Below are 19,054 nucleotides of genomic sequence, written 5' to 3' on the forward strand. Positions count from 1 at the left end.
AATCAACGTTTCAGCAGGTCAGAGCATTGTGAAAGGGGGTTAAAAGTCACCCGTACGGGCGGATCAGAATGGGTGAACAAAGGGGCGTCGCCATTGTCGGCGACGCCCTGCCAAAGCCATTCACGAGACCTTGGTTAATCAGACAGTCATTTCCTGGAGGACCGGTTCGGTGATAACAGGTTCGACCTGCGCCTCCGGCTGCTGAGCTGCCGGTGCGGCTGGCGCTGAAGCCGCCATCGAAGCCGTCGCTGTCGCCGCCTCCGCCGACCGCATCGCCAGCACCAGCACCGCCAGCGCGGCGAAGACAGCCGCGGCGATGACACCGGTCACGTGCACGCCCGCGGTGAAGGCCGCGCGCGCCGTGTCCAGCGTCGCGGCCGCCTGACCGGCGCTCTGGTGACCGCTCGCGGCGAGCGCGGCGGCCAGCGAGTCGGAGCTGCCGTGCGCGTGGGCCCGGTAGACGACGGCGGCGACCGCGCCGAGCAGGCCCAGGCCGAGGGAGCCGCCGAAGTAGTTGCCGGTCTCGGACATCGAGGCGGCGCTGCCGGCGCGCTCCGGCGGGACGCTGCCGATCACCAGTCCGGTGCCGAGGGCGAACAGCGGGCCGGCGCCGAAGGCCAGGACCGCGATGCCGGCCATCAGGAGCGGCAGGTTGCCGGGGCCGTCGACGGCGATCAGCGACAGGGCGCCGAGGGCGGAGATCGCCAGGCCGCCGGCGATGGCGGTCGGCTGCCGCAGGCGGCGGGTCAGCGCCGGAGCGGACATGGTGCCGACGGCCACGCCCAGGCCCATCGGGGCGAACAGGGCCGCGGCCGCCATCGGCGAATGCCCGAGCACGCCTTGCAGGTACTGCGTCACCAGCAGCCCGACCCCGGCCATCGCCAGACCGGCGAAGACCAGCGCGATCAGGACCGCGGTGAACGGACGGCTGCGGAACAGGCGCAGGTCCAGCAGCGGCGTGGTCAGCCGGAACTGCCGGCGCACGAACACCGTGCCGATCGCCGCCCCGACCGTCAGCGCCGCGACCGGGACGGTCACCGTGTGCGCCACCGTCAGCTGCTTGATCCCGTAGACCATCAGCAGCACGGCGGCCAGCGACAGCGCGACGCTCACCGGGTCCAGCTTCCCGGCCTGCGAACCCCGGTACTCCGGCAGCACGAACGGACCGGCCAGCACGAGCACCACCATCGCGGGCACCGCGGCCAGGAACACCGAACCCCACCAGAAGTGCTGAAGCAGGAACCCGGCCAGCACCGGACCGACCGCTCCCCCGGTGAACTGGCACGTGGCCCAGATCGCGATGGCACGGCCGCGGGAGCGGTCCTCGCCGAACATGTTGGTGATCAGCGCCAGCGTGGACGGCGCCAGGGTGGCCCCGGCGACCCCGAGCAGCGCCCGCACGATGATCAGCATCAGCGGACTCACCGAGAACGCCGCGACCACCGACAGCACCGCGAACGCCGAGGCCCCGATCAGCAGCAGCCGGCGGCGGCCGATCCGGTCGCCGAGCGTCCCCATCGTGATGACCATCCCGGCCACCGTCAGTCCGTAGCTGTCGCTGATCCACAGCTGCTGCACAGGGCCGGCGCCGAGGTCGGCGCTCAGGTGCGGCAGCGCCAGGATCAGCGCCGTCATGTCCATCGCGACCAGCAGGGTCGGCAGCATCAGCAGGACCAGTCCCCACCAAGCCCGGTTCGTTCGCATCGCCGTACTCCTTCTCTCGACTTCTCTCGACTTCTCTCGACGTGTCACCGGGCAGTCGGAGCCGGCTACCGATCCTTGACACCGCCGCGCCGAGAATCTTGGAGAACAGGGCCGCGGAAAAATTTCGGGCCAGGATGTCAAGGACGGCTCAGCGGCTCCGACCACCAGGTGACAGGGCCCCGCCGGGCGCCCCGCGACACGAGGAGTGACGAGATGAAGTTCGTGATCAGCATGCACATCAACCCCGCCGTGATCGACGCGCTGACCGACGAGGAGAAGGCGGCGATCGGCGAGGGCCACGGCAAGTTCATCCAGAACCTGAAGGACCACGGGGAACTGATCCTGACCCAGGCCCTGGTCGACCCGTCGCAGGCCTCAGTGGTGCGGATCCGCAACAGCCAGCCGGTGGTGACCGACGGCCCGTTCCTGGAGGCGAAGGAGTACCTGGGCGGCTTCTACCTGATCGACGTCGAGGACAAGGCGCGCGCGCTGGAGCTGGCGGCGCAGATTCCGGACGCCGCCATCGACGGTTTGGGCGTCGAGGTGCGCCAGGTCATGTTCTCCGATGGACAATTGGAGGCATGACGGCATCGGCGATCGAGGACCTGCTCCGTGAGCTCACCCCGCAGGTCCTCGGTGCGCTGGTCCGCAGATACGGAAGGTTCGAAGGCTGCGAGGACGCCGTGCAGGAGGCGGTCCTGGCAGCCACCGTGCAGTGGCCGGCCGACGGCGTGCCGGCCAATCCGCGCGGCTGGCTGGCCACCGTCGCCTCCCGCCGGCTCATCGACCAGGTCCGCAGCGATTCCGCCCGGCGCGACCGGGAGGAGCAGGTCTTCGCCGCCGAGGTGATGCCGGAGGAGGTCCCGGACACCGACGACACCCTGGTCCTGCTGTTCCTGTGCTGCCACCCGACGCTGACCGCGGCCTCGCAGACCGCGCTGACGCTGCGCGCCGTCGGCGGCCTGACCACCGCCGAGATCGCCCGCGCGTTCCTGGTGCCGGAAGCGACGCTGGCGGCCCGGATCAGCCGCGCCAAGCAGCGCATCAAGGCCGCCGGGAGCTCGTTCGAGCTGCCCGAGGGCGCCGAGCGCGAGGAGCGGCTCCAGGTCGTGCTGCACGTGCTGTACCTGATCTTCAACGAGGGCTACACCGCCTCCTCCGGCGAGGATCTGGACCGCGTGGACCTCGCGACCGAGGCGATCCGGCTGACCAGGATGGTGCACGCGCAGCTGCCCACCGACGGCGAGGTGGCCGGGCTGCTGGCGCTGATGCTGCTCACGCACTCCCGGCGCGAGGCCCGGACGACCGCGAGCGGCGACCTGGTGCCGCTGGACGAGCAGGACCGGGCCAGGTGGGACGACGACCTGATCGCCGAAGGGTTGGAGCTGGCGAAGAGTTCGCTGGGCGGTCCGGAGTTGGGGCCGTACCAACTACAGGCGGCGATAGCCGCTACGCATGCCGTCGCCACGGACGCTACAGACACCGACTGGAAGCAGATCCACGCGCTGTACCTGATCCTGGAACGCATCGCGCCGAACCCGATGGTCACGTTGAACCGCGCCGTCGCGCTCGCCGAGCTCGAAGGGCCGGAAGCCGGGCTCGCGGTGCTGGCGGCGTTGGACGCGGACGAGCGGATGGCCAAGCACCACCGGCTGTTGTCGGTGCGGGCGCACCTGCTGGAGATGGCCGGGGATGCGGACGGCGCGTATGAGAACTATCGGAACGCCGCCAAGGCGACAGCGAGTATGGCTGAGCAGCGTTACTTGGAGTCTCGGGCGAAGAAGCTGCGGGCTTCTCAGCCCGACTAGCAGGACCCTTACTCCAGCTGGCAGGGCCCTCACTCCAGATAGACCGTCTCGATCCACTCCGGCGGGCGGCAGTCGATGAAGTTCCCTTCGTCGTCGTAGCGGGCGAGGGAGCGGCGGGTGGACGCGAAGATGCCGGCGACGATGCGGCAGCCCGGTTCCTCTGCGGGCCACGGGGTTCCGCCGTCGGTGAGGACCACGGTCACGTCGGGGCGGGGCACGCGGCTCATCGCCGCGCGGATCCCTTTACGCAGATCGGTGCCGCCTCCGCCGACCAGGTTCAGGTCCTCGGCGCGGCACACGTTCTGCGCGGTCTGGACCGCTGCGTCGCAGGTGTGGACGGCGACGTTGGCCCCGGTGACGCCGACCGCGCGGGTGATGGCGGCGACCTCGGTCAGGGCACTGCCGAGGTCCACGTCGGAGACCGAGCCGGAGGTGTCGATGACCACGGCCACCTGCGGGAGCGGACGGCGCAGGCTGGGCAGGACCAGGCGGCCGCCCAGGCTCGCGGTGCGGCGGCTGGGGCGGCGGTAGGTGTAGTCGCCGGCGCCGGCGGCCGCGCCGAAGGTGGTGCGGAAGGCGGCGCCGAGGAGCGTGCGCCAGTCCTGCGGAGCATTGCCGTAGCGCTCGGCCCAGCGCTGCCAGCCAGCCGGGGCGGTGCCGCGGCCGGCGGCGATGGCGTCGCGGACGCTGATGCGGATGGCGGCGGCTTCGTAGTCGCCGAGGGGGTGGGCGCCGGCGGCGTCGTCTTCCCAGGGAGCTGGGAAGTTGTGGGCGCCGGAGCCGCAGTCTGGCCAGTGCTCGGCGACCATGGTCGGGGTGACGTAGACGAGGTACTCCTCGAAGAGGTCGTGTTCTTTCAGCCGGAGCCGGCCGGGGGTCAGGGCACCGTCCGGGAGGCGTGGCCCGGTATCGGTGGGGTCGGCCAGGCCTCGGAAGAGATCGTCGTTGATCTCCAGGTCCATGGCGATGTTGAGACGGGCCTGTTCGCGGCGCGGGTTGTCGGGGTCCAGGCGGGGATCGCCGGGGCGGCCGGCGGCTTCGTGCCGGGCGCTGGCCTCGGTGAGGCGGCGGGCCCGGGTGTGGTGGTCGCGGACCAGGTGCGCGATTTCGTGGAGCCAGACGCCGGCCAGGTCCCGGACGCCGGTGGCGCGGACGAAGGCGGGGTTGACGTAGCAGCGCCAGTGGCGGTCGACGCCCATGGTGGGGACGGCGTAGGTGGGGACGATGGCTATGGCGTGGAGGGGGACGGCCAGGTAGGGGCAGGTGGTGACGGCTAGGCGGCGGGCGGCTAGGAGTTTGGAGGTGTCCAGGGCGGTGGCGGCGTCTTGGTCAGGGTGCTGATGGGTGGCTTTGGGGCGCGGCGGCGGGTCTAGGGGTCGGGCGGTGAGGCGGCTTGGGCCGGCCATGACTGCCGGGGTTGGTTTCAATGGGCTCATTCGCTCCACACCAGCAGGGCTTCGAGGGCGGCGAGGCCGTCGAGTTGTGCGGGGAGTTCCCAGTGGGGCTCGCGGAGAGCGGCCAGTTGCATCGCGGGTGCGGCCAGGAGGTCGACGGGGACTGTTTTGGCTAGGCGGGCGATGAGGGTCCAGCCGGCTTCCCAGCGCTCGCGGGTGGTGGTGGCGTGGCGGCTGCCGTCGTCGCGGCTGGCGTCGCGGCCGATGGGGTCGCGGCCGATGGCGTCGACGACCGCGGCGAGTGTGGCGTGGACCAGATCGCCGCGTTCGGGCAGCTCTACCCGCTCGGGATCGGCGAGGACCGCTTCGGGGTCGGGGAGGTCTTGGCGCTCCAGGAAGGCTAGGAACTCCAGGCCCGCGCCGTCACCGACGGCCCCTCGGATGGCGATGGCCACAGCTTCGCGTTTCGCGTCGGCCGCGTAGCCGAAGGCCAGCAGGCGCAGGGCCATCTCCCAGGTGCGCGGTGACGGCCAGGCGCCGCCGCGAGCGGCAGCCGTAGTCGGCATCCGGTGCGCATAGTCGGGACGTACGGTCAGGAACGCGCAGATCGCGGCGCGAGCCCTGGCCACCGAGCGTTCCAACGCGGCCGGGTCGAGGCGGGGCAACGGCACGTGGGGCCAGACGCCACCGAGGCCGCGCACCACCACGTCGGGATCGTGGACCCACGCCAAGTGCACAAAGCGGTTGGCCAGCGGCGGCGCCAGCTGCCACCCGTCAGCCGCACTCCCCGCCGGATTCGCGGCGGCGACGATCCGCACCGGCGCGGGCAGCGCGAGGCTGCCGACCTGCCGCTCCAACACCACGCGCAACAACGCGGCCTGCACCGCCGGCGGCGCGGACGAGATCTCGTCCAGGAAGAGCAGGCCGCTGCCCGCCCGATGCAGCCGCACAGCCCAGTCCGGCGGCGCCATCGCAATGCCCTGCGAGGCAGGATCCGCACCGACGATCGGCAGCCCCGCGAAGTCGGACGGATCGTGCACGCTGGCGATCACCGTCTCCAGCGGCAGAGCCAGGCCGCGCGCGAGCTGCACGAGGGTGGAGGACTTGCCGATGCCCGGCTGGCCCCACAGGAGCACCGGGAGGTTGGCCGCCACCGCGAGCGCCAGAGCCTCGACATGGGGATCGGGCCGCGGCTCGGTGGCGGCGGCGCGGGTGAGGGAGATGAGGCGGTCCGCGGCTTGGAGTTGGAGGTGCTCGTCGGTGGATAGCGGGGAGATGGAGCCGGCGGCGGCAGCATCCATCGCAGTGGTCTGAATCTCAGAAGTCAGTGTCATGGTCACCAGTGAGTTCGAGCCGGAACCCCCTTTCGGGCACGCCGGCGGTGGTCGTTGGTTTCAGTGCTGGGGCTGGGGGTGCGGGTGGCGCCGGCGAGGATCATGCGGTGGCGCAAGGTGTTCTCGCGGAGCGCGGCCAGGGCGGCGCCGACTGTGCCCCCGGTGGGCAAGTCGATGTGGCTCAAGGTGGTGCTTGCGCCGGCGTGGGTACGCAGGAGGTCGCGGATGTCGGTGGCGCGGCCGTGGTGCAGGAGGGATTCGATGAGGTCGATGACGTGGCGGCCGGAGGACAGGTAGTCCAGCGCCTGCTGGCAGGGGTTGGTCGGCCCGCCCAGGCGAGCCAGGAGGGATTCGCGGCCCGGGTGGGCTGAGTGGTCGAGGATGTGCCAGGCGTTTCGGTGGTAGGCGATGCGGTGCCGGGTGGTCCCGCAGTGGATCCACAGGACCAGGATGTCTCCCGCGCTGTGGCCGGGTCCGGCGATGAAGGGGACCTCGCGGTAGAGCCATTCGTCGGATTCGGGGACGGCCGGCTGCGGGTGGTCGAGGCGCGCCGAGGCGACCAGCGGGTGGAGCTCGTGCTCGCCGAGGTGTCCGAGGCGGAGCAGGTCGGCGTCCAGTACCCGCGACCACACCGCGTTCGGGACGATCGGCAGGTCGAGGGCCGCGCGGTCGGCGGCCACCCGCGCGCCGGCCGTGGCCGCGTTCAGGCCGGACAGCACCAGCGCACCGACGCCGGAACGCACCACGGCTTCGTCCACGCCGGGCAGCGCCGCGCGCACCCGATCCACAAGACCGGGAAGGCGAATCGGCAGGGCCGCGAGCCAGCGCGTCCGAGCGGCCGAGGCGGGAAGCTGGAGCTCGATCCCGGCAGCCTGCCAGGCTTCCGCGGCCAGACCCGCGTCCTGCCACCGGCTGATCTGGCGCTCGGCAGGCGTGAGGTCGCACAGCCCCGCGAGCTCCGGCGCGGCTTCCGCATTCCAGAACATCGGGTGACGCAGCAGGCTGAGACGCTCCGGGTACTTCAGCCGCACGGCCTCCAGCACCGAACGCGTCGCCCCGTCATCACCTCCGCCGAGCACCACCAGCACGATCCGCTGCCCGGCATCGAGCGCGGACTGTGCAGTGGCCGCCGCCAGCGTCAGCCGCCGACTGCCATCGGTGAACTCCGCCAGTGGCACGAGCAGCCCGGCGAGCAGATCGCCGCAACCGTGTCCGCGTCGCGGTAGGTGCCAGCGCAGCAGATCCGGTGCCAGGTCACGCAAAACGCGCGACGCCTGGTCGGCGATCTCGGCGCCGTAGTCGCGGCGGATCGAATCAGGCCTCAGACACACATCGACGTCAGCGGCGGCGCACGCGCCGCGCCAGTCGCCCGCGGCACGCCGCTCGGCGACCGCGGCGATCATCGTGGGCGGAACACCGTACCGACGTGCCGCGACAGCCGCCCGCGCTCGGGTTCCGGAGAGAATCGCTGAAGCGATGGGTGCATCAGCACCGGAATCACTAGAACCGAAGGGGCCGCCAAGCGCCACAGCAGCGCGCGAGCCCGCAAAACCAGCCGTCCGCACCGGCTCCGTTCCCGTCATGGGGCAACGGCGGTGTCGGCGGCCTCCATTCTCTGCATCAGCATTCTTCGTTGGTGGTCATCGGGGACGATGGACACCGAAATCATGCACCCCGGCCCGTCGGCCGCGCAACCATAACCCCGCCCAGCTGCGGAAACGGACCGGCCGCCCCGCCCCGAAGGGCGACGCGGCCGATCCGTTCTAGAGCGCGGGCTCCAACACCGTCAGGTGATCAGCGCCCGGTGATCAGTGGCCGAACCCGAACGACCGCAGGAACCAGGCGTTCGGCGAACCCACGCCGGTGGCCTCGTCGTACCCGCGAGCGGCCGGCAGGCCCTCGTCGACGCCGTACTGGATCAGCCGGTACTGGCCGGCGATGCCGGGTCCGCTGCTGGCCGGGTACTGGAACACCACCGAGTGGGTCGGGGAGCCCGAGATCTGCTTCGGGCTCTGGACCACGTCGTTGGTCAGGAACGAGCGGGCGTAGATCGCCGGGTTGGCGAAGCCGACCGGGACGCCGTACTGCGCCTGCTGCGCGTCGGCCAGGATGCCCGCCCAGGACGGCGCCGACACCGAGGTGCCGCCGTAGCCGGCCTCGCCGTAGGCACCGTTGGTGGTCTGGCCGACCAGGGTGCTGCTGAAGTACAGGTCGCCGTTCAGCGAGATGTCCGGGATGGTGCGCATCGGCTGGGAGGCCTTGGCGCCGCTCATCAGCGTGGTGGACTCGCTGTTCGGAACCGTCCAGCTCTGGTACCAGGGCTGAGCGATGCTCTCGCTGACGCCGCCGCCACCGCCGAAGGTCTCACCGGCCGGCACCCACGAGGTGGCGCCCGGAGCCGTACGGCCGCTGCGGTTGTCGCCCATCGGGGCCTCGAAGCCGTAGCCGCCCTGCTTGTTCAGCGCCAGCGCGGTGCCGCCGACCGAGGTCACCCACGACGAGCTGGTCGGCCATTCGACCTGCGCGCGCGAGGACGTCGGGTCGCAGTTCAGGCCCTTGGAGATGGAGTAGGCGTCGTTGTTCATGCAGTCGCCGGAGGAGAAGTCGAAGGCGATGCCCTCGGCCGCGCCCTCCATGAAGACCTGGTCGTAGGCCTGCATCTGGGCCTGGGTCATGTCTCCGCCGGTGGAGTACATGATCTCGCCCCAGCTGTTCGACACGATGTCGGCCAGGTGGTTGTCGACGATCTTCGCCTCGGCCGCGATCAGGTCGCTGTCGAAGCAGGAGTTCGCGGCGACCGTGATGACCTTGGCGTCCGGCGCCAGGCCGTGCGCCATGTCGACGTCCAGAGATTCCTCTCCGTAGTCGCCGAAGCCGCAGGCGGCCTGGTTCGTGTACTGCGACGGGTCGTTGACCTCGGAGTACTGCCCCGGGGCGAACGGCTTGTCACCGTGGTTGACCGCGTACTGGTTGGCGTCGGCCTGCATGGTCGGCGAGCCGTACCAGTTCACGATCGCGATCGTGGCGCCCTTGCCGGTCAGGCCGGTGCTGCTGACGCCGTAGGCCTGGCGGAGCTCGGAGGGGACCAGCGAGCACTGCGCCAGGGTGGCCGGGGTGGTGTAGCCGGACGGCACGGCCGGGGTCGTGGACGGCGCCTTCTTCTGGGCGTAGTAGTCCGAGCAGGACGGGTCGTTGTTGGAGACCGGCCCCTTCTTCGCCGTCAGCGGGTCCGTCTGGTGGTTGGTGACCGCGTGCGTCGAGGTCTGCGACAGACCGGTGACGCCCAGGATCACGCTGGACAGCGCGGAGGGGATCTTCGCGTCGCTCTGCGGGGCCCGCAGCGTGCCGTCAGAGGTGCGGTAGTTGTGCAGCTGTGTGCCGAACGCCTTCTGCGCGGCGGCCACGGTACCGGTGACGTCGATCCAGTGGGTGTTGCTGCCGGCGACCGTCAGGCCCGCACCCTTCAACCAGGTGCTGACCTGGTCGATCTGCTTCTGCGAGGCCCCGAAGCGCTGCTGCACCTGAGCGGCGCTCAGGTAGTGCTTGTAGGTCGGGCTGGACGGGTCGCTCACGGCGCGGGCGAAAGCCGCCAGCCCGGCCTGGTCCTGGCCCGTGAGGTACACCCGCACGCTCAGGGTCGCGGCGGTGCCGGTCTGCCCGAGGTCGGCCGAGGCGGTCGCGTAGGCCGGGGTGCTGCCGGCGAGCGTCGCCGAGCCGGAGTCCGCGTTGGACGGGGCCGCGAGCGCGACCCCCGCGGTCACGAACGCCGCGACGGCCGTCATGGTCGTGGCCGTGGCTATTCGTCGGCGGTGCCGTGGTACGGCATTGGTCATGGTGCGTGTTCCCTTCCCGAAAAGAGGGATGAATGTTCCCAATGCCCGAATCAACGCTTCGTGGGCAGTGGGATACGAGCCCGCGTCGGTCATTTCTATAGACGGCCCACGGAGAAACACAAGGGTAAGAAGCACATGAGTTTGATCGGCCCATGCCGAGTTGATCAGAAGTTTACGAAGCGGTCACCGTGGGTTGCCGGACGGGCCCTACGAAACAGCCATGAACTGGGCAATAGACGCAGTTAGCGAGGCCACGCTTCGTAACGGCGCAATCGGAAGACGGCCTTTTCTCGGTGGCCGGTCGGCGCCGATTGAGCGAGGATCCGCAGATGTCCGAAAGTGTTCCGCCGCGTTCGGTTCTGCGGCTCTATCCGAAGATGGCGTCGAAGGGGAAAAGCAACACCCCCGCCTCCGCCGGGAACTGCTCGGCGACCAACCCCAACACCAACAGGTGACACCAACACCGACCGGCGCCAGAGCCGTCTACTCCCCCGGAATCATCTCCTCCGCCGCCCGACTCAGAGCCCAGATATCGGCGACCGGCCCCACGTGCGCGAGCTTGTCCGGGTTGACCAGCGCGTGGATCGCCTGGATCCGGCCCTCGGCGACGTCCAGTGTCAGCACACTGAGCACCTTCCCGTCCGGCGCGTGGCAGATGGCGCCGGGCTGTCCGTTCAGGGAGCGCGGCTCCAGGCTGACGCCGATCCGCTCGAAGCGCGCCAGCACCTGCACCATCAGCCCCGCGACCGTCTCGGCGCCCCATGCCTCCTGCGTGATCAGCGGGGCCTTGCCGCCGTTGTCGCCGACCAGGTGCACGTCGGCCGCCAGCAGTTCGCGCAGGGCCGCGACGTCGCCCTCGCGGAAGGCGTCGAAGAAGCGGCCGGCCAGTTCCTCGCGTTCGCGGTGGTCCGCCTCGAAGCGCGGCCGGCCCTCGCTCATGTGCCGCCGGGCCCGCACCGCGAGCTGCCGGCACGCCGCCTCCGAGCGGCCGACCGCCGAGGCCACCTCGGGGAAGCCGAAGCCGAACACCTCGCGGAGCACGAACACCGCGCGCTCCAGCGGGGACAGGCGTTCCAGCAGGAGCAGCGCGGCCGTGGACAGCGAGTCGGCCAGTTCCGCCGCGCGCTCGGGGTCCTCGTAGGGGTCGGCCAGCAGCGGCTCGGGCATCCACGGCCCGACGTAGGCCTCCCGCCGCACCCGCGCCGAGCGCAGCACGTCGATCGAGATCCGCGTGACCACCGCCGAGAGGTAGGACTTCACCGAGACCGGCTGCGTCGACGTGCCCTGCCAGCGCAGCCAGGTGTCCTGCACCGCGTCCTCGGCTTCGACCACGCTGCCCAGGATCCGGTACGCGATCGAGAACAGCAGCGGTCGCAGGTCCTGGAACTCCTCGTCGCGCGTCATACCGGCCCTTCCCTCGATCCCGACCCACCTCGACAGCCCTGTCATCACCCGAGACGAGACGGCCTCGCCGCCTGTGACATCGGGACTGGAGCGGGCCGGGTGGAATCAACCTCGATGACGATCAACCTCGATGACGACCTTCCCGAAGCTGTCCTCGTCACGGTAGGAGCGATAGGCGGCGATCGCGTCGTCGAACCCGAAGACCCGGTCCACGATCGGCCGGATCCGGTGCACCGCGACCGCCTGGCACAACGCTTCCAGCTCCCCCCGATTGCCGACGAACTCACGGCGGATGGTGGCCAGTGAGCCGTTGAGGTCGTCCTCGGTGATGGTCAGGGCTTCCGGGCGCGCCGACACGACCCAGAGCAGGCAGATCTGCGCGTAGGTGGCCGCGGCTCGCAACGACTGGCCGAAAGTCGCCGGGCCTTGGGTCTCCACCACCAGATCGGCACCCGCGCCGCCGGTCAGCGCGCGGACCTCATTCGACCATTCCGGCGTCGCGACGTAGTCCACCACGTCGTCCACGCCTATATCTCTGAGCCGCTCCGCCTTCGCCGCGCTGGACGTCGTGGCGATCACGCGGCAGCCCATCGCCTTGGCGAGCTGGGGCCGCGAACAGGGAGACGTCGCCGGTTCCCAGGACCAGCACCGTCTGTCCGGCGGTCAGCGTCCCGGGTCGGGTGAGCGCGTTCCAGGCCGACACCCCGGCACAGGGCAGCGCCGCGGCTTCGGCCCAGGTCAGGTGCTCAGGAACCGCGACCGCCGCGGCCTCGTCGAGCAGCGCGTACTCGGTCAGCCAGCCGTCGACGGTGCAGCCGAGCTGGTCGGCCAGCTCCGGCCGGAGCCGGCCGCTGATCCAACGCGGCCAGTACGACGCGGTGACCCGGTCGCCGACGGTGAAGCGGCGGACGGCGCCCCCGACCGCGACGACCTCGCCGGCGCCGTCGCTGAGCGGGACCACGCCGGCCCGGGCCGGGAGCGGATAGCGGCCGGTGGTGATGAACAGGTCGCGGCGGTTGAGCGACGCGGCCCGGGTCGCGACCAGAAGTTGGGTGGGGCCGGGGGTCGGCACGTCTTCGGTGGCGAGCTTGAGATCGTCGAGCGAGCCGGGTCCTGGCAAACGGTAGGTGCGCATGGCTTCAGCCTGCGGCGGCGCGGGCGGTGATCCAATTCCCTGGAGGGAATGGACCAGCGTCGGTCGATGGCGAAGACTTCCGGTGTGAGCACCGCGATCTCCGACCCCTCGCCGGCTTTCGGCACCGAGCTACGGCGTTGGCGGACAACGCGCCGGGTGAGCCAGCTGGAGCTGGCCAACCGGGCCGGCACCACGCAGCGCCACCTGAGCTTCATGGAGCGGGGCCGCTCGCATCCGGGGCGGGCGATCGTGCTGCGGCTGGCCGAATCGCTGCGGCTCACGCTGCGGGAACGCAACGCCCTGCTGTTCTCGGCCGGATACGCGCCGGCTTATGAGGAGACCAGCTACGACGCCCCGGCGCTGGCTCCGGTCCGCGAGGCGATGGAGCGGGTGATCGAGGGACATCTGCCGTATCCGGCGCTGGTGCTTCGACGGCCGGGACGCGTGATCGCCGCCAACCGGGCCTGCTCCGTGTTCTTGGAGGACTGCGCGCCGCACCTGCTCACCCCGCCGATCGATCTGCTGCGGGTCATGCTGCACCCCGACGGGATCGCGCCGCGGGTCGCCAACCTCGCTCAGTGGGGTCGGCACGTCATCGACAATCTGCGGCTGACGGCGATGCAGAGCCCGGACCGGGGGTTGGACGCTCTGGTGGCGGAGCTGGCCGGGTACGTGCCGGAGACGCCGGCCGATCAGGCGTACCTCGGGTTCGCGGTGCCGATGCGGCTGACCGTGCCCGAGGGCGAACTGCGGCTGATGACGGCGCTGACGTCGTTCGCCACGGCGGTCGATGTCACGGTCGCGGAGTCGGTCCTCGAATCCTTCCTTCCGGCGGACGCCGAGAGCGCCGAGATCCTGGCGGCACGGGACCGGCGGGCCGCGGAGCGGGGTGAGACGCGGTTGCTCGGCGGGCTCTGAATCAAGAGCGCGCGCGGATTGGAGGCCGGGCGCGCTGAGCGGCATTGGAGAACCAGCGATCGCCCACCTGGCGGCGCACCATTCGGCCCACCACACATGCCGCCGCGCGCGCGCCCGACCACGATGGCAGAAGGCGAATGCCGCCCCCGCCCCGTGCGCGCCAGATTGCGAGCGACCGATGCAAGGCTTCTCCCGGGAACCCGGTACCACCGGGCCGATCACCGCCATCACGCTGCCCAAACAGGGCGAGCGGCGGGTATGGGGATGGGCGATCATCATCGCGGTCGGCGGGTTCTTGTTCGGCTTCGACACCGGCGTGGTGTCCGGCGCGCTGCTCTACATCGCCAAGGACTTCCACCTCTCGAACTCCGAGAAGAGCAGCGTGGTCAGCGTCCTGCTGATCGGCGCGATGATCGGCGCGCTGGTGGCCGGCCGGATCTCGGACACCCTGGGCCGCAAGAAGACGGTCACGCTGTTCGGTCTGGTGTTCGCCGTGGGCACGCTGATCGCGGTCGTCTCGCAGAACTACGGGACGCTGATCGTCGCGCGGTTCGTCCTGGGCCTGGCGGTCGGCGGTGCCTCGGCCCAGGTCCCGGTCTACCTCGGCGAGATCTCCCCGGCGAACATCCGCGGCCGCATCCTGTCCCTGAACCAGCTGCTGATCACCGTCGGCATCCTCTGCTCCTACCTGATCGACCTGGCGTTCTCCCACAGCGGGAACTGGCGCGCGATGTTCGCCTTCGGCGCGATCCCGGCACTGGTGCTGAGCCTGGGCGTGTGGTTCGTGGTGCCGGAGTCCCCGACCTGGCTGTTCGGCCGGGGCCGGATCGAGCAGTTGCGCCAGGGCCTGCTGAAGGTCACCGACGGCGAACAGGCCGACGAGATCATCGAGGTCTACCGGCAGCGCACTGAGCAGGCCGCGCGGCAGGAGGCGGCGCGCGGCGCGAACGAGAAGGGCTGGCGGATCCTGCTCACCCCGGCCGTGCGGCCGGCGATGATCGTCGGGGTGACGATGGCCGCGCTGCAACAGTTCGGCGGCATCAACACGATCATCTACTACGCCCCGACGATCATCGAGCAGACCGGCCGCAGCGCCAGCAACTCGATCATCTACTCGGTCTACATCGGCATCATCAACTTCGTGATGACGGTCGTGGCCATCAACACCATCGACCGGCTGGGCCGGCGCCAGCTGCTGCTGATCTCGCTGGCCGGGATGGCCGGCTTCGTGGCGCTGCTGGGCTTCAGCTTCATCTGGAACTGGAACTCCAACCTGACGCTGCTGTTCATGGTCGCCTACATCGCGGCCTTCGCCGGCGGCCTCGGGCCGGTGTTCTGGGTGCTGGTCGGCGAGATCTTCCCGAACCGGGCCAAGGCCGACGGCTCCAGCGCGGCGACCACCGTGAACTGGCTGTCGAACTTCATCGTCAGCCAGTCCTTCCTGACCGTGGCCAACGGGATCGGCCAGGGCCAGACGTTCCTGATCTTCGCCGGGGTGTGCGTGGTCGGGCTGATGTTCGTCGGGCGCTATGTGCCGGAGACCAAGAACCGCGATACCGGCGAGGTGCAGACCGCGCTGTTCCGGCGGTTCGGGATGAAGCCCGTGCCCGAAGCGCGCGCTTCGACGTCGGCTTACGACGCGGGGCGCGCCGACGCCGGTCCGGCGGTCAATCCCGCTGATCGTCGCCGGGATCGCCGGTGAACCGCGGCCGCCGCAGCCGCCGCCGGTGCACCTGGGCCGGCGGCTCCGGCGGCGTCGAACGCAGCACCACGAGTTGGTCGCCGGACCGGATGACGCCGAGCCCGGGATCGTCGTAGAGCACCGGCTTGCCGTCCCGGACCACGGCCATCACCGCCTCCCGGACCTGCTGCGGGACCAGCCCGACTTCCGCGGGCGCCGGATCGCGCTCCAGCACCCGCAGGTCCAGGCCGCCGGAGAGCATGTCCTCCATCACGATGCCCACCGTCGGGTTCACCGCGGCCGTCCCGACCAGCTGCCCGGCCACCTCCGAGGAGGTGATGACGACGTCCGCGCCGCCGTCGCGCAGCAGCGGGGCGTTCTCGGTCTGCTTCACCGAGGCGGTGATCGGCACCCGCTTGTGCATCCGGCGCACGGTCAGCACGGCCAGCACCGCGGTGTCGTCGCGGCCGGTGGTCACCATCACCTGCGCGGCCTTGCGGACCTCGGCCCGGTCCAGCACGGCGGTGCGCGTGCCGTCGCCGACCACCCCGACCAGGCCGACCCGGTTCGCGTCCTGGACCGCCTCCCGATCCACGTCGACCACCACCACGTCGCGCGGCCGCCAGCCGCGGAACAGCAGCGCGTCCACCGCCGCCCGGCCCTTGGTGCCGTAACCGATGACCAGGGCGTGAGCGCGCACCTTGTGCCTCCATTTCTGCTCGCGCCACTGCGCCCGGGTGCGCTCGGTGAGCGCCCGCAGCGTGGTGCCGACCAGGATCAGCAGGAAGCTGAGCCGCAGCGGGGTGATGACCAGCGTGTTGACCAGGCGCGCGGTGTCGCTGACCGGGACCACGTCGCCGTAGCCGATGGTGGTCAGGGTGACGGTCGAGTAGTAGAACGCGGTCAGCCAGCCCACCGGCCGGCCGGTGGAGTCGCGGTAGCCGTCCCGGCCGAGCCAGACCACGACCGCGCCCAGCACGACGATCCCCAGGGCCAGCGCCAGCCGCCAGGTGATGGTGGTCAGCGGAGGGTGCACGCGGCGCGGGATCCGCAGCAGGGAGCGGCTTTGGTCGACGGAGCACACCCGGCCGTCGGCGCCGCCGGCGGGGGTGACCGGCACGTGCCGAGTGTAATCGGCGGATAGCCGGACATCAGGGAGCGAACCACCGCGCCCCGGCAGTGGTTCGCTTCCCGGTCTGTCCTACTTGCTCTTCGCCGCGGCGCGGCTCTTCGCTGCGGTCTGTCCCTTCGGCGCGGTCTGTCCCTCCGCCGCGGCCCGGCCCTTTTCGTAGGCCGACAGCTTCGGCTCGGCCGGCGCCTCGGACTGGACCGGCGTGTCGTCCAACAGCTTCTCGGCCGGGTTGTGCCAGCCGTCCGCGCCGGGCAGCTTCGCCGCCTGGTCCGGGCCCCAGCTGCCGGCCTTGTAGACGGTCGGCTCGGCGCCCTCGATGATGTCGCCGACGATGCGCCAGCTCTCCTCGATGGCCGGGAAGAACGCGAAGCCGCTGGAGTCGCCGACGATCGCCGCGTAGAGGATGTTCTCGTAGGGCTTGGCCTGCCCGCCGAGCACCTTCTCGAAGTCGATGCCCATCGGGAACGCCACCGGCAGCTGGCCGCGCTCGCCGCGCCGGGCCATCAGCTCGAACGCGATCCCGGCGCCGGGCTCCAGCCGGATCCGGATCAGGTTCGGCGGGACGTCGTCGGCCAGGCCCCGGAACAGCTCGGACGGCGGCCGCCGCAGCTGCACGCACACCTCGGTCGCGGTCACCGCCAGCGCCTTGCCGCTGCGGATGTAGAACGGGACGCCGGCCCAGCGCCAGTTGTCGATCCACAGCCGCAGCGCGATGTAGGTCTCGGTCTGCGAGCCCTTCTTCACGCCCGGCACGTCGAGATAGCCCTCGTACTGCCCGCGCACGACGTCCGCCGCCTCGACGGTCCGCACCGAGTGCAGCAGCCGCCACTTCTCCAGGGCCTGCGCCTGCGGGTCGGCGATGGTCGGCGGGTCCATCGCGAGCAGGGTCATGACCTGGAACAGGTGGTTCTGGACCACGTCGCGCAGGCAGCCGACGGCGTCGTAGAAGGAGCCGCGGTCGGCGACGTCGAAGTCCTCGGCCAGGGTGATCTGCACGTTGTCGATCGAGGAGCGGTCCCACACCGGCGCCAGCAGGGTGTTGCCGAACCGGAAGGTGCCCAGGCCCTCCACCGATTCATCGCCCAGGAAGTGGTCGACGCGCAGCAGGTGATCGCGGTCGAAGTACCGCTCCAGGTCGGCTTCCAGCTGCCGGGCCGAGGCCAGGTCGTGACCGAACGGCTTCTCCACGACCAGCCGGGCGCCCTTGTTCAGCCCGGCCTCGGCCAGCCCGGCGGCGACCTTGTCGAACAGCGAGGGCGGGATCGCGAGGTAGTGCGCGGCGAAGCCCTTGCCGGCGATCGCCTTACCGATCTTCGCGTAGACCGCCGGGTCGGTGAAGTCGCCGGTGACGATACTCAGGCCGGCGGCGAACTTCTTGAACACCTTCTCGTCGAGCTCGTAGCCGGCGTCGAGCACCGATTGGCGGGCGTGCGCGCGCAGCGCCGCGTCGTCGAAGTCCGAATAGGCCACGCCGACCACCGGGACCTTGAGCAGGCCGCGTTCGGTGAGCTTGTACAGCGCCGGCAGCAGCATCTTCTTGGCCAGGTCGCCGGTGATGCCGTAGAGCACCAGGACGTCGGCGCCCTCCAGGTCGGCGTTGTGGGTCGAGGTCACGGCCGGGGACAACGGCATGAGCGGGCTCCCTTGCTGGTGGTGGCGGCTGGGCTGGTGGCTGTCGGGCGGGTGGCTGATGGGCGGGCGCCGGGGCGGCGGCCGGCCGGATCCGGCGGCTGGTCGTCGGCCGGCCGGGTGGTCGTCAGCCGGCCGGGTGGTCGTCAGCCGGCTGCGATCCCCCACGAACCGCGGTACTGCGCGCCCGGTTCCAGGCGGATCAGATCCACGCCGCTGGCCAGGGCGTTCGGCGGGCCGGTCATCGGCTCGCAGCCCAGACCGCGGCGGCGGCTCTCGGCGGGGACGTTGTCGGCGGTGTAGATCTCCAGCCACGGCTGGGCCCGGTCCGACCAGAACGAGGTGCTGCGCCGGCTGCCGGTCAGGCGGACCCGGGCCAGGCCGTCGGCTCCGCGGTCCAGGCCGGTGAAGGCGATGTCGATCTTCTGGTAGCCGAGGACCCGGCCGGCGCGCAGGTCGTACTCGCTGCCGGCGACGTCCTTCGGGCCGCCGGTCGGGATCATCCGGTCGTCCACCGGCTGGTACTGGGTGCCCGGAAGCTGGATCGTGCAGGTGTCCAGCGGTTCGCCGACGGTGATGTAGGGGTGCATGCCGTGGGCGTAGGGCAGCGCCCGGGTGCCGGGGTTGGTCGCGGTGAGCGTGACCGTCAGGCCGGCGGCGGCGTCCAGGCGGTACTCGGCCTGGAGGTCGAGGCGGAACGGGTAGCCGGTCGAGCCGGGCAGCGCGTAGGCCAGGCGGACGGCGTCGGGGCTTTGTTCCACGAGGGACCACGGAGACCAGCGTGTGAGCCCGTGGATGGCGTTGTCCAGCTCCGGCTCGGACAGGTCGAGCTGGTGGTCGCGGCCGTCGAAGCGGTAGCGGCCCCGGGCCACCCGGTTCGGCCAGGGGATCAGGAGCTGCCCGAACGCCGCCGGCGCGGGTTCGTCGGCGGCGTAGGTGAGGACGAGGGGTTCGCCGTCGTGGGTCAGCTCTCTGAGCCCCGCGCCGGCTTCCGTGATCACCGCGCGGTAGGGGCCGGCGGTGATCACGTGTTGCTCGCCGGTCAGGAAGTCGGGCATGGGTCCTTAGTAACCGGGGCGCGG

General features: G+C 70.9%; 15 protein-coding genes. 4 read left to right on the forward strand and 11 right to left on the reverse strand.

All coding sequences use genetic code 11. The annotated features are described in order from the left end of the window. Nucleotides 1-138: 138 nt before the first annotated feature. Entirely contained in the window at nt 139-1,704 is a 1,566-nt protein-coding gene (locus tag IZR01_RS02200) for an MFS transporter (protein WP_194922682.1), read from the reverse strand. Nucleotides 1,705-1,917: 213 nt separating this feature from the next. On the opposite strand from IZR01_RS02200, the gene IZR01_RS02205 reads away from it, so the two are divergent. Continuing rightward, nucleotides 1,918-2,289, forward strand: a complete 372-nt coding sequence (locus IZR01_RS02205; RefSeq protein ID WP_194891382.1) for a YciI family protein — start codon at nt 1,918-1,920, stop codon at nt 2,287-2,289. Next, nucleotides 2,286-3,512, forward strand: coding sequence for an RNA polymerase sigma factor (locus IZR01_RS02210; RefSeq protein WP_194922683.1), 1,227 nt, complete (start codon nt 2,286-2,288; stop codon nt 3,510-3,512). The genes IZR01_RS02205 and IZR01_RS02210 overlap by 4 nt, the downstream gene beginning before the upstream one ends. A gap of 29 nt (nt 3,513-3,541) precedes the next feature. Here the strand turns inward: IZR01_RS02210 and IZR01_RS02215 are convergent, their stop codons facing one another. From IZR01_RS02215 to IZR01_RS49955, 7 genes are all read right to left on the reverse strand, one after another. Then, nucleotides 3,542-4,918, reverse strand: a complete 1,377-nt coding sequence (locus IZR01_RS02215; RefSeq protein ID WP_194922684.1) for a vWA domain-containing protein — start codon at nt 4,916-4,918, stop codon at nt 3,542-3,544. 26 nt (nt 4,919-4,944) lie between these two features. After that, complete coding sequence (locus tag IZR01_RS02220) at nt 4,945-6,207, reverse strand: sigma 54-interacting transcriptional regulator (protein ID WP_369125466.1); 1,263 nt, start codon at nt 6,205-6,207, stop codon at nt 4,945-4,947. A gap of 35 nt (nt 6,208-6,242) precedes the next feature. After that, nucleotides 6,243-7,643, reverse strand: coding sequence for a hypothetical protein (locus IZR01_RS02225; RefSeq protein WP_194922686.1), 1,401 nt, complete (start codon nt 7,641-7,643; stop codon nt 6,243-6,245). A gap of 405 nt (nt 7,644-8,048) precedes the next feature. After that, complete coding sequence (locus tag IZR01_RS02230) at nt 8,049-10,073, reverse strand: S53 family peptidase (RefSeq protein ID WP_194922687.1); 2,025 nt, start codon at nt 10,071-10,073, stop codon at nt 8,049-8,051. Nucleotides 10,074-10,556: 483 nt separating this feature from the next. Further along, entirely contained in the window at nt 10,557-11,477 is a 921-nt protein-coding gene (locus IZR01_RS02235) for an RNA polymerase sigma-70 factor (protein ID WP_194922688.1), read from the reverse strand. A 105-nt stretch (nt 11,478-11,582) separates the two neighbouring features. Further along, on the reverse strand, nt 11,583-12,068 hold the full coding sequence (locus tag IZR01_RS49950) for a zinc-binding dehydrogenase (RefSeq protein ID WP_228558812.1): 486 nt from the start codon (nt 12,066-12,068) through the stop codon (nt 11,583-11,585). After that, complete coding sequence (locus IZR01_RS49955) at nt 11,956-12,612, reverse strand: zinc-dependent alcohol dehydrogenase family protein (protein WP_228558813.1); 657 nt, start codon at nt 12,610-12,612, stop codon at nt 11,956-11,958. The genes IZR01_RS49950 and IZR01_RS49955 overlap by 113 nt, the downstream gene beginning before the upstream one ends. Before the next feature lie 66 nt (nt 12,613-12,678). Here IZR01_RS49955 and IZR01_RS02245 point away from each other — a divergent pair, with 66 nt between their 5' ends. Further along, nucleotides 12,679-13,530: a helix-turn-helix domain-containing protein gene (locus IZR01_RS02245; RefSeq protein ID WP_194922689.1), complete on the forward strand. Its 852-nt coding sequence runs from the start codon at nt 12,679-12,681 to the stop codon at nt 13,528-13,530. A 178-nt stretch (nt 13,531-13,708) separates the two neighbouring features. After that, nucleotides 13,709-15,232: a sugar porter family MFS transporter gene (locus IZR01_RS02250; RefSeq protein ID WP_194922690.1), complete on the forward strand. Its 1,524-nt coding sequence runs from the start codon at nt 13,709-13,711 to the stop codon at nt 15,230-15,232. Here the strand turns inward: IZR01_RS02250 and IZR01_RS02255 are convergent. The 3 genes from IZR01_RS02255 to IZR01_RS02265 form a co-directional block, all read right to left on the reverse strand. Next, entirely contained in the window at nt 15,198-16,331 is a 1,134-nt protein-coding gene (locus IZR01_RS02255; protein ID WP_323746880.1) for a potassium channel family protein, read from the reverse strand. The two genes, IZR01_RS02250 and IZR01_RS02255, sit on opposite strands and share 35 nt — an antisense overlap. An 81-nt stretch (nt 16,332-16,412) precedes the next feature. Continuing rightward, entirely contained in the window at nt 16,413-17,975 is a 1,563-nt protein-coding gene (gene zwf / locus IZR01_RS02260; RefSeq protein WP_228558814.1) for a glucose-6-phosphate dehydrogenase, read from the reverse strand. A 143-nt stretch (nt 17,976-18,118) separates the two neighbouring features. Then, nucleotides 18,119-19,030, reverse strand: coding sequence for an aldose 1-epimerase family protein (locus IZR01_RS02265; protein ID WP_194922691.1), 912 nt, complete (start codon nt 19,028-19,030; stop codon nt 18,119-18,121). Nucleotides 19,031-19,054: the final 24 nt, after the last annotated feature.

Source organism: Catenulispora pinisilvae, from assembly GCF_015356865.1.
GTDB classification, from domain to species: Bacteria; Actinomycetota; Actinomycetes; order Streptomycetales; family Catenulisporaceae; genus Catenulispora; species Catenulispora pinisilvae.

Excerpts from the sequence above, each read along its gene's own strand:
- IZR01_RS02205 (WP_194891382.1), top strand. The coding sequence starts at position 1,918 with ATGAAGTTCGTGATCAGCATGCACATCAACCCCGCCGTGATCGACGCG.
- IZR01_RS02215 (WP_194922684.1), bottom strand. The coding sequence starts at position 4,918 with ATGGCCGGCCCAAGCCGCCTCACCGCCCGACCCCTAGACCCGCCGCCG.
- IZR01_RS02220 (WP_369125466.1), bottom strand. The coding sequence starts at position 6,207 with ATGGATGCTGCCGCCGCCGGCTCCATCTCCCCGCTATCCACCGACGAG.
- IZR01_RS02210 (WP_194922683.1), top strand. The coding sequence starts at position 2,286 with ATGACGGCATCGGCGATCGAGGACCTGCTCCGTGAGCTCACCCCGCAG.
- zwf (WP_228558814.1), bottom strand. The coding sequence starts at position 17,975 with ATGCCGTTGTCCCCGGCCGTGACCTCGACCCACAACGCCGACCTGGAG.
- IZR01_RS02250 (WP_194922690.1), top strand. The coding sequence starts at position 13,709 with ATGCAAGGCTTCTCCCGGGAACCCGGTACCACCGGGCCGATCACCGCC.
- IZR01_RS49950 (WP_228558812.1), bottom strand. The coding sequence starts at position 12,068 with ATGGGCTGCCGCGTGATCGCCACGACGTCCAGCGCGGCGAAGGCGGAG.
- IZR01_RS02235 (WP_194922688.1), bottom strand. The coding sequence starts at position 11,477 with ATGACGCGCGACGAGGAGTTCCAGGACCTGCGACCGCTGCTGTTCTCG.
- IZR01_RS02265 (WP_194922691.1), bottom strand. The coding sequence starts at position 19,030 with ATGCCCGACTTCCTGACCGGCGAGCAACACGTGATCACCGCCGGCCCC.
- IZR01_RS02230 (WP_194922687.1), bottom strand. The coding sequence starts at position 10,073 with ATGACCAATGCCGTACCACGGCACCGCCGACGAATAGCCACGGCCACG.
- IZR01_RS02245 (WP_194922689.1), top strand. The coding sequence starts at position 12,679 with ATGGCGAAGACTTCCGGTGTGAGCACCGCGATCTCCGACCCCTCGCCG.
- IZR01_RS02225 (WP_194922686.1), bottom strand. The coding sequence starts at position 7,643 with ATGATCGCCGCGGTCGCCGAGCGGCGTGCCGCGGGCGACTGGCGCGGC.
- IZR01_RS02200 (WP_194922682.1), bottom strand. The coding sequence starts at position 1,704 with ATGCGAACGAACCGGGCTTGGTGGGGACTGGTCCTGCTGATGCTGCCG.
- IZR01_RS49955 (WP_228558813.1), bottom strand. The coding sequence starts at position 12,612 with ATGCGCACCTACCGTTTGCCAGGACCCGGCTCGCTCGACGATCTCAAG.